Origin of the sequence: Desulfobacter curvatus DSM 3379, assembly GCF_000373985.1 — a bacterium.
GTDB lineage: Bacteria > Desulfobacterota > Desulfobacteria > Desulfobacterales > Desulfobacteraceae > Desulfobacter > Desulfobacter curvatus.
Genome location: NZ_KB893013.1, coordinates 1 through 13,256, shown reverse-complemented (window position 1 = coordinate 13,256; position 13,256 = coordinate 1). Strand labels below are relative to the sequence as shown.

Here is a 13,256-nt window from a genome sequence, read left to right as displayed (position 1 = left end):
GGCAGGGTATTTGACAATAAATATTTGACAAAACCCGCAGTTTGGATTTATTACGAGGGTTGACTGCGTCTTACGGGCCGGATGGGAGAAACCGGCATCATTATCTCATCTCAGGGTCAAGCGGAACCTGAATGATAGAATAAATGCATTTGAAAAAAAACAATGTTCATGTTTGTAGGAGTATAGGCAGATCTGCTAATGATGCATTTAAAACGATAACACCAAGGAGGCTTCTATATTGGAAAGCTACGCCAGTGAATTAAATAAGCAAAAGAGCAGGCTTCCGGCCCGGCTGGATTTTCTCCAGAGCTTTACCGGTCTTGTTCTGGGGCTGTTCGTGTGTGTGCACATCGTTTTGAACGCCGTCATCATCTTTGGGCCGCGGGCTTTTAACTGGGTATCCCAAAATATTGAAGTTGCATTCTTGTCCAACATCGGACATGGTTACCTAATGGTCGTATTTTTCGTCGTGGTTGTTATCTTTTCCGTTTTTATCGTCCATGCGTTGCTGGGTATCAGGAAATTACCCATTTCCTGGAAACAGCACCGTATTATAAAGGATCAGATGGCCATGATGAAACATCAGGATACCAATTTATGGTATATCCAAGCCCTGACCGGTTTTATGATGTTTTTTGCAGGATCTGTTCATCTTTACTCCATGCTTACACATCCGGGTTCCATTGATGCCTACCTGTGCGCCGACAGGGTGGTGGCTGAAAATATGTGGTTTGTCTACCTGATTCTGCTGGTGTGCGCGGTGCTTCACGGCAACATCGGTCTTTATCGGCTGTGTATGAAATGGGGGTGGTTCCAGGGGGCTGATTATCAACAGGCCAGAAAGAATCGGACAAGATTGAAAAATTTGCGAAACAAGCTGATCATTTTTTTTCTGTCCGCAGGGCTTCTCTCGCTTCTGGCTTTTGTGATTATTGGTCTGGGCCATAAGGATCAGGGACCCGATCAGTTTACCACCAGGGCTCAGATCTATGAGGCTGAGCCTCCGGTAGAGCGTACGTTCCATGAAGCGTCGCCTGATATTGAAGCCGTTCATGAACAAGCCGCTCCCCCCATTGAAGAACCCATGACCCATGACGGCGCGCCTGTCGTCCGGGAATTTGAATCTGCCCACGAAGACGCGGTGGATGATCCGGGTGACGTCCAGGAAGGAATTCAGGTAGAAAACCAGGAAGAAGCCGCAAGTGATGATGAAGTCGTCCATGAGGCTGAGCCTGAAGCAGAGGAAACGTTTCATGAAAATTTGCCTGATACTGAAGCCGTTCATGAACAAGCCGCTTCCCCTATTGAAGAATCCATGACCCATGACAGCGCGCCTGCCGCTCAGGAATTTGAATCTGTCCACGAAGATGCGGTGGATGATCCGGGCGACGTCCAGGAAGCAATCCAGGCAGCAATTCAGGCCGCAATCCAAGAAGGAATCCAGAAAGAAATCCAGGAAGGCGTTGCAGGCGATGATGACGCCGCCCATGAGGCGACTTCCAATGAAACCGGGCCTTCGGAGTCCGAAGAACACGCCGTCGAAGGAGATGTCCATCACATTATTGAAGGCGGTCATGCTCCGCAAGAAACTTTCTAGGAAAGAGGAAGCCCAATGAATATCATATATACGGACTCACTTATTATCGGCGGCGGCCTGGCAGGGCTTCGCGTCGCCATTGCAGCCAGGCAAAGGGGTTATGATTCCATTATTCTCTCCCTGACGCCTGCCAAACGCTCTCAATCTGCAGCGGCCCAAGGCGGTATGCAGGCAAGCCTTGGCGCTTGCGTCAAAGGCGAAGGGGACGATGAAGATATTCACTTTGCAGACACGGTTCAAGGTGCTGACTGGGGGTGTGACCAGGATGTGGTCAGAATGTTTGTTAACACCGCGCCCAAAGCCGTTCGCCAGCTTTCTGCCTGGGGTGTGCCCTGGTCCAGGGTCCGGGAGGGAGACAAGGAAATCATTGTTGACGGCAAGAGGGAAACCATCACTGAAAAGCATGAGGCCCATGGCCTGATCACAGCCCGGAATCTTGGTGGTACCCAAAAGTGGCGCACCTGTTTTACCGCCGATGGTATCGGCCACACCATGCTGTATACCATGGGCAACAAGGCCATCCAGATGGAGATCCCTGTTCATGAAAGAAAAGAGGCCATTGCCCTGATTCACGAAGATGGCGTGTGTTACGGTGCCGTGGTCCGGGATCTGATCACCGGTGAACTGATTGCCTATATTGCCAAGGCCACTACCATTGCCACAGGCGGTTACGGCAGGCTTTATGCCGTTTCCACCAATGCCTTGATTTCCGAAGGCATTGGCTGCGCAATTGCTTTGGAAACCGGCATTGCCACCCTGGGGAATATGGAAGCGGTCCAGTTTCATCCCACTGGTATTGTGCCGGTGGGTCTTCCGGCCTCCGAAGCGTGCCGGGGGGAGGGCGGTGTGCTTCTGGATAGAAACATGCACCGGTTCATGCGCGACTACGAGCCCGATAAAAAAGAGCTGGCCTCCCGGGACGTTGTGTCCCGGCGCATGATTGAGCACATGAAAAAGGGTAAAGGAGTCCCGTCCCCCTACGGAGAGCATCTCTGGCTGAACATCACCCTTTTGGGCCGCGCGCATATCGAAAAAAACCTGCGCGAGTTTAAAGAGATCTGCGAAACCTTTCTGGGCATTAATCCTGTTTCGGAATACATTCCGGTAAGACCCACCCAGCACTATTCCATGGGCGGGATCAGAACCAAGGCCACGGGTGAAAGTCCAACCCTTAAGGGATTGTTTTCAGCCGGTGAAGCCGCATGCTGGGACCTGCACGGGTTTAATCGCCTGGGTGGCAACTCTGTTGCCGAAACCGTTGTGGCCGGCATGATCGTCGGCGAATTTGTGGCGGACTATTGTGCCGGCAACAGCCTGAAAATTTCCACCACCACCATTGAACACTTTGTGAACCGTGAGGAAAAAAAGATTGGCGACCTGCTCACCCGGGAGTATGGAGAAAATCCCTTCCGGCTGAAATCAGAGATGCAGAAGATTATGACGGACAAGGTGGGGGTTTTTCGCAACGCATCGGATTTGGAACAGGCTGTGGACGCGCTCAAAGCACTTAACCAGCGGGCAAAAAGTATCGCCTTGCGGAATAAAACCTCTTCTGCCAATCCCGAGCTTGTGGAGGCGATCCGGGTACCTAAGATGATCAAACTAGCCCAGTGCGTGGCCTATGGTGCTTTGCTGAGAACCGAAAGCCGCGGGGCCCATGCCCGGGAAGATTTCCCGGAAAGAAACGATCGCGACTGGCTCAAGCGCACCCTGACCGTCTGGGTGGACGCCGAAGCAGATCTGCCGAAAGTCTCCTATGAACAGCTGGATGTCATGAAGATGGAGATGCCGCCGGGTGCCAGGGGGTATGGTGAGGACAAGACCATTTACCATCCGGATACAAAAAAACGTGAGACCGAAATCCAAGAGATCAAAAAGAGCAACAAAAAGGCAGACCGCTTTGAGATGCAGGAGTTGCTTAATCCCACTTCCATCCCGGAAAAATTTAAAGGCAAAAACGAGCGTATCGGCAGGGGGTATATATAAATAATGGACCAAGACGGCAGAATTTTAAAATTTGAGATATTTCGGTACAACCCCCAAAAAAAGGGCGGCACGCCGCGCATGGAAACCTATGAGATCTCTGAAGCCCCGGGGATGACCATTTTCATTGCATTAAATGAGATCCGGGAGCAACAGGACCCGTCTTTGCAAGTTGATTTTGTCTGCCGGGCCGGGATGTGCGGTTCCTGCGGAATGGTGATTAACGGTAAACCGGATCTGGCCTGCCGGACCTTGACGTCAAAGTTTGAAGATGGGCATATTACCCTGTTGCCCCTGCCGGGATTTGAGCTCATCGGTGATCTGTCCGTGAACACGGGTAAATTCATGCAGGCCATGAGCGAGCGGGTGGAATCCTGGATTCATGATATTGAAACTGATGATATGGATATTAACAAGCTGGAAGAACCTATGGACCCCGATATCATGGATGAGGTATATGAGTTGGAACGTTGCATAGAGTGCGGGTGCTGTGTGTCTGCCTGCGCGACAAAACGGATGCGTCCGAATTTTTTGTCCGCCGTGGGTTTCATGCGCCTGGCCCGGTTTTATCTGGATCCCAGGGACAATCGGACGGATGAAGAATTTTACGAGATCATCGGTGATGATGATGGGGTGTTTGGCTGCATGACCCTTCTGGGGTGCGAAGATCACTGCCCCAAGAATCTGCCTCTCCAGACCCAGATTGCATTTTTGAGGCGCAGGATGGCCTTAATTAAATAAGAAAATCGAAAAATATAAAAGAAAATTGGACAATTGGTTCGGACTTTTATATTAACTATTTCAAATAATGGCGGCAGGCAGCAGGGCGTTAATTATGCTGCTTGTCAGATCTTCTAAAAGAGGGACAAACTACAAAGAGGGAAAAACGAATGGAATTTAACTATGAACCCATGTTTCCGTTGAAAAAGGATGCAACGCAATATCGCCTGTTGACCAAGGAGCATGTCCGGGTCCGGGAATTTGAGGGCAAGGATGTGGTCATGGTGGAGCCCGTTGCATTGACTCTGCTGGCCAACGCCGCCTTTAAGGATGTGGCTCATCTGTACCGGGCCGAACATCTGGCACAGGTAAAGGCTGTGATTGATGACCCTGAAAGTTCTGACAACGACCGTTATGTAGCCCTGGAGCTTTTGAAGAACGCTGTCATCTCGGCTGAAAAGGTCTATCCCATGTGCCAGGACACCGGCACAGCCATCATTATGGGCAAAAAAGGTCAGCAGGTCTGGACCTGGTCCGAGGATGAGCGCGAATTATCCAAAGGCGCTTTTGAAGCCTATACAAAAAACAATTTACGCTATTCCCAGAATGCACCGCTCACCATGTACGACGAAGTGAATACCAAAAACAATATGCCTGCCCAGGTGGAAATCGCTGCAGTCCAGGGCGATGAATATAACTTCCTGTTCATGGCAAAAGGCGGCGGTTCCGCCAATAAAACAGCCCTGTTTCAGATGACCAAAGCCGTGCTCAATACCGAAGAGGGCCTGATTGATTTCATGCTCAAGGAAATGAAGCACCTGGGCACCGCAGCCTGTCCTCCCTATCACATTGCATTTGTCATTGGCGGCACCTCTGCGGAACTCAATCTCAAAGCCGTAAAACTGGCATCGGCCAAATATCTGGATAACCTTCCCACCACGGGCAGTGAAACCGGCCATGCGTTCAGGGATCTTGACCTTGAACAGAAAGTTCTGGATCGGTCCAGGGATTTAGGTCTTGGGGCACAATTCGGCGGTAAATACTTTGCCCTGGATATCCGGGTTGTAAGACTTCCCCGTCACGGCGCATCCTGCCCCATCGGCATTGGGGTTTCCTGCTCTGCCGACCGTCAGATCAAGGGCAAAATCAACCGGGACGGCATTTTCCTGGAACAGCTGGTTGAAAACCCGGCAGAATACCTGCCCGCCAGCGAACCTGAAATGGCTCCGGCTGTTGAGATTGACCTGAACCGTCCCATGGATGAAATTCGCGCTGAACTGACCAAATATCCGGTATCCACCCGCCTGTCTTTGACCGGTAAAATCATTGTGGCCAGAGACATTGCCCATTCCAAGTTTATGGAACGGTATGAAAAGGGCGATGGGCTGCCCGATTACATTAAAAATCACATCATCTATTATGCCGGGCCTGCAAAAACACCCGAAGGCGAAGCCTCCGGATCATTTGGGCCCACCACCGCCGGCCGTATGGATCCCTATGTGCCTATTTTCCAGAAAGAGGGCGGCTCCATGGTCATGCTGGCCAAGGGCAACCGCTCCCAGGTCGTTACCGATTCCTGCAAGACCTACGGCGGTTTTTATCTGGGCTCTCCTGGTGGTCCTGCCGCACGTCTGGGCAAGGATTTTATCAAAAAGGTCGAACTGGTTGAATATGAAGAGCTGGGCATGGAAGCCGTGTGGATGATCACGGTGGAAAAATTCCCTGCGTTTATCATTGTTGATGATAAGGGCAATGATTTTTTTGAGGGCCTGGTATAAATATTAATCGGATATTCGATTTCTTTTTTTTAAGTCAAGCAGGACAGGCAGGACCACCGGAATGATGTACGGTGTCTGTCTGTCCTGTTTCCATCTGAACAGGGAAGTAATATGGAAGTCATTTTGCTGATGGCCTCGACCGTGGACGGTAAGACTGCAAAGGATTCCAGCCAGCTTGTGGACTGGACCGGCAAAGCCGATAAAAAATATTTTGTGGAACAGACCAAAAAGGCAGGGGTGATGATCATGGGATCAAATAGCTATGATACCCTTGGCTCCCCCCTCCCGGGTCGCTTGAATATTGTCATGACCCGGGATAAATCAAGGCAAAGTGATCACGATAATCTGATATTTACGGATCTGTCTCCGGCTGAAATTCTTGAAGACCTTGAGCTCAAAGGCTACACCAGCGTGGCTTTAATTGGCGGAGCTACCATCAACACCTTGTTTGCCCGGGACAACCTGATCACCCAGGTGCATTTGACCATGGTGCCCCGACTGTTTGGTTCAGGATTGTCCCTATTTGCGCCGCCCCTTGACCTTGACACGGATCTGACGCTTGAGTCCTGTCAGGATATCGGAGGCGGACATCTTTTACTAATTTATCATGTGGTGAACCATGAAGAATAGTGACGTCTCCGGGATAAAATCAGGCGTTAAAAAAGACAAGAAAAAAAATTTTTTTGTCCGCTATCTTGAGTGGATCGCAAATGGGACCCAAAGGGCCAACCAACAGGGACGTGGCCCATGCAAATACTGAGCACCGAAAAAATGACCGGCCCGTGGGGCCGCAGATTTTGACACTTTTTGTAAAAAGGATTGCGCTATCATGAATAATACAAAAGTAAGGATTCAGGCTGCCGTCACCGGCTGCGGGCTTGTTTGTCTATGTCTTGTACTGGTGTGGATTTTCCGCGTTGAGCCCCCTTCCGTTGACACCCATCCCAAAGAACAGACCTTTAATTTGGATCAATTCATTGACGCAGAAACCTGCGGGGGGTGCCACGATGAGATTATGGCCCAGTGGCAGGATTCCACGCACCACCTTTCCCATCAAGATCCGGTTTACACCCGGGTGGCAAAATTTTACCTCCAGGGTCTGACTGAAGCCGGCCATATTGCGGAGGCCGAGTCATGCGTGAAGTGCCATACCCCTGTGGGATATGTCAGCGGTTTTCCCAGAAAAGTGTCCGATGAGTTTTCACACGTTCAGGATATTCCTGCCCAGGGTATCCAATGCGACTATTGCCATGTGGCCGTAGATATCACCAAGATGTACAACAACGGACTGGTCTTATCCCCCGGCCAGGGCGAGGATGATCCCGGTATCAAGCATGGTCCCTTTGACGATACTGAGCCTGAATTTCACGAGGCCGCGTTTTCAAAACTGCATACCGATTCAAAAATTTGCGGTACCTGCCATAATGTTAAACATGTGGCCTTTGGAACCGACCTTGAGACCACATACACGGAATGGGAAAATGGCCCGTACAACAGCCCTGACCCTGAAAAGCATGTTTCCTGCCAGGGGTGCCATATGTACCAGCGGCCGGGCGTGCCTGCCACAGGTTCCACACCGCGCCCCAAAAATCCGGGCAGTGCCACACCGGACGCAAAACAGCGTCCCCATATTTTTACTCACTATTTTGTAGGCGCCAATTCCGGCTTGCCCGAGATGTTTTCCGATCAGGAGAAATCCGACATGGCTGTTGAGCGCCTGCGGCATGCGGCTGAAATCTCCCTGGAGATGGAAAAAGAGCACATTGCCCGGGTGGTTGTCACAAATACAGGCGCCGGGCACAGCCTGCCCACAGGATTGACGGATATGCGCCAGGTATGGATTGAACTGACCTTGGCGGACAGCGATGGAAACATCGTATTCCAGACCGGTGTTCCCGATGAAAACAACGAGTTGCCGAAAAATACGGTGATATTTAATACCATTTTTGGGGACGGCAAAGGAAATCCTGTCGCCAACATTGCCAAAGCCAAGGAAATTTTGTCCGACACCCGGATTCCTGTGGGCGAAAGTGTGGCCCATTTATTTAAATTAAATGGCAGCCCCAAACGTGGGTACACGCTGACCGCACGCCTGCTGTACCGGTCCATGCCGCAGAGAATTCTCAATCAGTTGCCCGGAGAGCCCATAGGGCCTTTGCCGGTGGTGGAGATGGCTGCGGTAAACAAAATATTTTAATGGCTTAAAATGACGGCAGCCGTTGCTGCCGTTAATGGATAATAAAATAACAATGCATTTGTTCGATATTGTTGTCATCTCCATCGGACTGGCCATGGATGCCTCGGCGGTGTCCATGGCCGCTGCGGCCTGCGGGTATGCACAAAACCGGCGGGCCGTATTCCGCCTGGCGTTTCACTTTGGTCTGTTCCAGTTCATGATGCCGGTGATCGGGTGGTTTCTGGGGACCGGATTTGTTTCGTATGTCCGGGCCGTGGACCACTGGATCGCCTTTGGTCTTCTGGCCTTTGTGGGCGGGCGCATGATCCGGGAGGGATTGGCCGACACCGACGAGGACCTTCACAGGGATCCCTCCAAGGGACTGACCATGGTCATGCTCAGTGTGGCCACGAGCATTGATGCCCTGGCCATCGGCCTGGGGTTGGCCGTGATGGATGTCAATATCTGGTACCCATCCGTTCTTATCGGCGTTATTACCTGTGCCATGTCCGTGGCCGCCATATACATCGGCAAACGGGTGGGCGCCGCCTTCGGCAGTAAAATGGAGGTTGTAGGCGGCGTTATATTAATTGGACTCGGCTTAAAAATACTGATTCCTGCACTATTCTTTGATGTCTGATTTTAAAATAATGAAAACAATTCACACGCACTATATCGGCAATGCCGTAAAGATGAAAAAATTGGCTGACCGCAGTGTCAATCTTGTGGTGACATCACCGCCTTATCCCATGATAGACATGTGGGACGATATTTTCAGCCGTCAGGACCCCAAAATTGCAAAAGCCCTTAGAAAACCGGATGGGCCACTTGCCTTTGAACTGATGCATCAGGTGCTGGACCGGGTTTGGGAAGAGGTGTTCAGGGTGCTTTCCCCCGGCGGGTTTGCCTGTGTCAATATCGGCGATGCCACACGCACCATCAGGGAACGTTTTGCTCTTTATCCCAACCACGCCAGAATATTGACTGCGGCCCAGGCATTAGGTTTTGCAGCGCTTCCCTGCATATTATGGCGCAAGCAGACCAATGCACCCAACAAATTCATGGGGTCGGGCATGTTGCCGGCCGGGGCCTATGTCACGTTAGAGCACGAATATATTCTTATTTTGAGAAAAGGGGGGAAACGCGAATTTACATCTGCTGCAGCCAAGGAAAACCGGCGGCAAAGCGCATTATTCTGGGAGGAGCGGAATCAGTGGTTCTCAGACGTCTGGATGGACCTTAAAGGCACCCGCCAAGCCATGGGAAAGCAAAAGAACCGTAACCGCAGCGGGGCCTTCCCCTTTGAACTCGCCTATCGCCTGATCAACATGTATTCCGTGAAACAGGACCTTGTCCTGGACCCGTTTCTGGGTACGGGCACCACAACGCTTGCGGCCATGGCTGCCGGGCGCAATAGTGCCGGGTATGAAATAGACCCAAGTCTTCTTGAGAATTTTTACGATAAATGCAATGATTCCCTTGGCATGTTTTCAGCTGCCTCCCGGCACCGCATAGATCTTCATAACCAATTTGTCAAAGAACGTCTGGATGCTGGAAAACCCATCAAGCATGAAAATACCCATTATGGGTTTCCCGTGATAACACGCCAGGAAAAAGAACTTGTATTCAATATACCGGTATCTGTTGAAAAACAGGATGATGAAAGCATGGTTGTCAATTACGACATCCCGCCCCGGGAAACCGCGAATACCGTCACTTCAGCCCAAAAAACCCCGGTTGAGCTCGGAACCGGCCGGGCAAAATCCAAGCCTGAAGGGCTTTTATTCCCGGACTTTGATCTCGGTTCCTAAAGGTATTGGGGGCTCGGAAGTGGCTTCATACATCCGGCACCACGCTCCCGGATGCGAGGCGGATTTAAGGAACGGACCTTAAATAATTTGCCCATTTTGCTATATCCGGGAGCACGGGCGTCCCGCCTGCCGTAAAGAGCGGACGAAACACCCGCTCCCAGGCAACAAAAAGCATCAAAAATTAAGGGATTCCCTGATAGACATTTCTTCTGGGTGATGATACGGAAACGATCAGGGGCAATCTGTATTTAATCTTATTTCTGTTTTGTAACAACGGGGAGAGAGGTTGTTTGAATAATTCTGATTTTCAAGCAGAGAGCCCATTTGGGCTTTGGAAAATGAAAACAGAAATATAAATCATAAAAATGAATAGACAGAATCCGCCTATCACCATATTGGCCCATTCTGCCTAATATAACTGTTGGGCTCCTAAAACAAACAAAGTATACTCAGAGGATAATATGCAATTTGAAAATCAAGCAGCATTTGAAGAGTTAGTGCGAAACGGTGGACTCAATTTATTCCTTGGAGCTGGTTTTTCGATCCTTGCCAGTGATTACGAAGATGATAAATTAAAGGTTGGGTCTGAATTAAAAGAATATTTAATAGAACACTTCGAATTGCACAAATATTCAAATTACTCCCTGCCTAAAATTGCAAACTATCTAAAAAGAACCAGAAAAAGCGATCTTTATCATATTTTGAAGAAAAAATTTAATGTAAAATTTTATAACGATAAATATAATATTTTAACCACGTTACCAATAAAAAATATATTCACAACCAATATTGATAACTTATGTGAAAAAATATATGAAAGTTCAGAAGATAACTATTTAAGTGATGTGGAAATATTGGGGTCCATTGAAAGTCCTGGGGTTAATTTATACAAACTGCATGGTTCAATCACTTATACATATGACAAAGAGTTGCTGTTTAGCTCTAACGAATTATCTGGGGCCTTCCTTAGAGATTCTGCATTCTGGCATACAGTCTCACTAAAAGTAGCTGCCCATCCTACATTATTTTGGGGGACAAATCTCGAAGATCCCAATATAATAGATTTGCTCAATCCTGAAACGATTAACAATAGACCACATTCTGCTCGATGGGTCATGATAAGACCTGATGAAAAGAATGATTTAATAGCAGATGAATACTCAAATAATGGTTATAGAATAATAAGATCTGATACACGAGAATTACTGCAACACCTTGGTACTTTGTCCCTGACCCAAACAAAGAAAACCAGATCCTCTAAGGTTAACTTTGCTGAAATATTTCCGAAAAATCATATTCAGACTATACTTGAATCAAGCCCTCCATCTCGGCCAATATCTTCATTTTTTCAGGGCGAAGAGCCTATATGGAGTGATATTCTAAGTGGAAAATTAACCAATATCAGTGCTTTTTCTGAAGCATTTGATAAACTATCCAACAAACATAAAGTTTTACTTATAGGTCCTCCAGGATCTGGTAAAACAACCTTATTAATGCAATTAGCAGCTTCATCAGATTTAATAGGCCCTAAATTATTTTTCGACAGCATAGATACTGAACAGGCAAAATTCCTTGCGTCCAAAATACAAAACAAAGACCTAATATATCTATTTGTAGACAATTTAGGGGATAATATAGATGCTTTTAAAGTTCTTAGCGCAAAACCCAATATCATTTTTTGTTTAGCAGACAGAGACTTGAGGTACGAATCAATAAAGCATATTGCTAAAATCAAAAAGAGTGAAATAATTGATATTAGTGACCTAAGTAGGTCAGACATGCAAAAGATTTGCGACAGCATGGAAAGATCCTTGCCTGTAAATTATCAAGAAAGGATCTCGTTATTTGAACTATGTTATAGTCTATGGTCTGGAGGAAACTTAAATGACCGTATTAAATCATTGATTAAACAAATATCAGATAGCAGTTTTGACCTATTAGAGTTTTATATCCTGATGACATATGTGAGATATACTGGAGTATTTGCATCAATGGATATGTTGATTTGCTATTACTCTGATTATAAAGAGATCGACTATGTTGCCATTTACGACTTTCAGAAACAAATTTATACTCTTATAGATGAAAATTCTCCTTATCATGATTATAATCAAGATTATTTTTCTCTTAGGAGCAGAGCCTTTTGTGAAGCCTCTTTGCGTCATATACCGTCCAAACAGTTAGGAAATGTGTTAACGCAATTCCATAAAAATATTCATAGAGGAATTATTAGAAGATACGACATTTTCCGCAGAAAAGCATTCGATGCAGATATAACGACTAAAGCCTTCATTAAAAAAGAGGACGGTGTTGCTTTTTATAAGCAACTTCTTTCAACAGACAACTCTCCATTTATTAGGCATCAATTCGCACTATATTTGTGGAGAAAAGGTGATATTGATTATGCTTGGTCAGAAATTGATACTGCATATACTATGTCCCAAGGGAAAATATGGAGTATTTCCAATACACATGCATTTATACTATTTGACACTAATATAGGAAAAGAGCCTGATGATCGAGGTATATTATTAGGAACGCTTCATAACTCATTTAATGTTTTAGACAAATGCCTTAAATATGATAAAAGAAAAAGTTATCATATTATTACTTACGCGAAACAAGCACTTCAATACTACGATAGATTCTTTGATGCAACCGGTGAAAAATTTATCGATAAGGCGTATCAACTTATAACTACTGAATTATCAAAAGATCAATATATACCAAAATCTATATTCCATGAGTTCATGCAACTCAAGAAGGATATTGCACGAATTAAAAATAATTAAGTAAAAATGCCCAACAAAACGCTGGAGAGGGACCAGGCTTACTGCGCGGCCTTTTGGAAGTCCCTGGTTCAGGAAAATTAATCTTTTTATCGGAAGTTTTGGGGTTTAAAAGCCTGGCCCCTCAGCTCCCCGTTGTCGCGCCGAGCAAAGCTCGGCGTATCTTGCAGGGTGAAAGTCCCTGTCGGGTGGAATCCAGTAATGGGTTCCAGCAAGGGTTAGCCACCCACCCGTATCGAGCCTTGGACCCATGGCGGAGATACACCGGCTATTGTAAGTTAGGACGCTGGGGAAACCTGGCTGGAAACGAGCTGCGCCCGGGACTCCCGTACACAAGCGCAGATGGACTCACCCAACAGTAAAGAACAATAACAAGGGTATCGAACAAGATGGGTTAAGCGT

At 47.6% G+C, this 13,256-nt stretch carries 9 protein-coding genes; all 9 read left to right on the top strand.

From position 1 onward, the window contains the following. The first annotated feature begins 238 nt into the window (after positions 1–238). Positions 239–1,597, top strand: a complete 1,359-nt coding sequence (locus tag B147_RS27955) for a fumarate reductase cytochrome b subunit (protein ID WP_020586908.1) — start codon at positions 239–241, stop codon at positions 1,595–1,597. Positions 1,598–1,612: 15 nt separating this feature from the next. Next, positions 1,613–3,583: a fumarate reductase flavoprotein subunit gene (locus tag B147_RS0109115; RefSeq protein ID WP_020586907.1), complete on the top strand. Its 1,971-nt coding sequence runs from the start codon at positions 1,613–1,615 to the stop codon at positions 3,581–3,583. Between the two features lie 3 nt (positions 3,584–3,586). Continuing rightward, on the top strand, positions 3,587–4,321 hold the full coding sequence (locus B147_RS0109110) for a fumarate reductase iron-sulfur subunit (protein ID WP_020586906.1): 735 nt from the start codon (positions 3,587–3,589) through the stop codon (positions 4,319–4,321). Between the two features lie 149 nt (positions 4,322–4,470). Then, complete coding sequence (locus tag B147_RS0109105) at positions 4,471–6,078, top strand: fumarate hydratase (RefSeq protein WP_020586905.1); 1,608 nt, start codon at positions 4,471–4,473, stop codon at positions 6,076–6,078. Positions 6,079–6,189: 111 nt separating this feature from the next. Beyond that, positions 6,190–6,708, top strand: a complete 519-nt coding sequence (locus B147_RS0109100) for a dihydrofolate reductase family protein (RefSeq protein ID WP_020586904.1) — start codon at positions 6,190–6,192, stop codon at positions 6,706–6,708. A 199-nt stretch (positions 6,709–6,907) separates the two neighbouring features. Beyond that, positions 6,908–8,275, top strand: coding sequence for a multiheme c-type cytochrome (locus B147_RS0109090; RefSeq protein WP_020586902.1), 1,368 nt, complete (start codon positions 6,908–6,910; stop codon positions 8,273–8,275). 52 nt (positions 8,276–8,327) lie between these two features. Further along, a complete protein-coding gene (locus B147_RS0109085) occupies positions 8,328–8,894 on the top strand; it encodes a manganese efflux pump MntP (RefSeq protein WP_020586901.1) in 567 nt (188 codons plus the stop codon). A 10-nt stretch (positions 8,895–8,904) separates the two neighbouring features. After that, on the top strand, positions 8,905–10,065 hold the full coding sequence (locus tag B147_RS0109080) for a DNA-methyltransferase (RefSeq protein ID WP_033397131.1): 1,161 nt from the start codon (positions 8,905–8,907) through the stop codon (positions 10,063–10,065). 461 nt (positions 10,066–10,526) lie between these two features. Continuing rightward, positions 10,527–12,857, top strand: a complete 2,331-nt coding sequence (locus tag B147_RS0109075) for an SIR2 family protein (RefSeq protein WP_020586899.1) — start codon at positions 10,527–10,529, stop codon at positions 12,855–12,857. Positions 12,858–13,256 lie beyond the last annotated feature (399 nt).

What these genes read in the sequence shown, in the direction of transcription:
- B147_RS0109100 (WP_020586904.1), top strand. Translation starts at nt 6,190, where the DNA reads ATGGAAGTCATTTTGCTGATGGCCTCGACCGTGGACGGTAAGACTGCA.
- B147_RS0109105 (WP_020586905.1), top strand. Translation starts at nt 4,471, where the DNA reads ATGGAATTTAACTATGAACCCATGTTTCCGTTGAAAAAGGATGCAACG.
- B147_RS0109090 (WP_020586902.1), top strand. Translation starts at nt 6,908, where the DNA reads ATGAATAATACAAAAGTAAGGATTCAGGCTGCCGTCACCGGCTGCGGG.
- B147_RS0109080 (WP_033397131.1), top strand. Translation starts at nt 8,905, where the DNA reads ATGAAAACAATTCACACGCACTATATCGGCAATGCCGTAAAGATGAAA.
- B147_RS0109115 (WP_020586907.1), top strand. Translation starts at nt 1,613, where the DNA reads ATGAATATCATATATACGGACTCACTTATTATCGGCGGCGGCCTGGCA.
- B147_RS0109075 (WP_020586899.1), top strand. Translation starts at nt 10,527, where the DNA reads ATGCAATTTGAAAATCAAGCAGCATTTGAAGAGTTAGTGCGAAACGGT.
- B147_RS0109085 (WP_020586901.1), top strand. Translation starts at nt 8,328, where the DNA reads ATGCATTTGTTCGATATTGTTGTCATCTCCATCGGACTGGCCATGGAT.
- B147_RS0109110 (WP_020586906.1), top strand. Translation starts at nt 3,587, where the DNA reads ATGGACCAAGACGGCAGAATTTTAAAATTTGAGATATTTCGGTACAAC.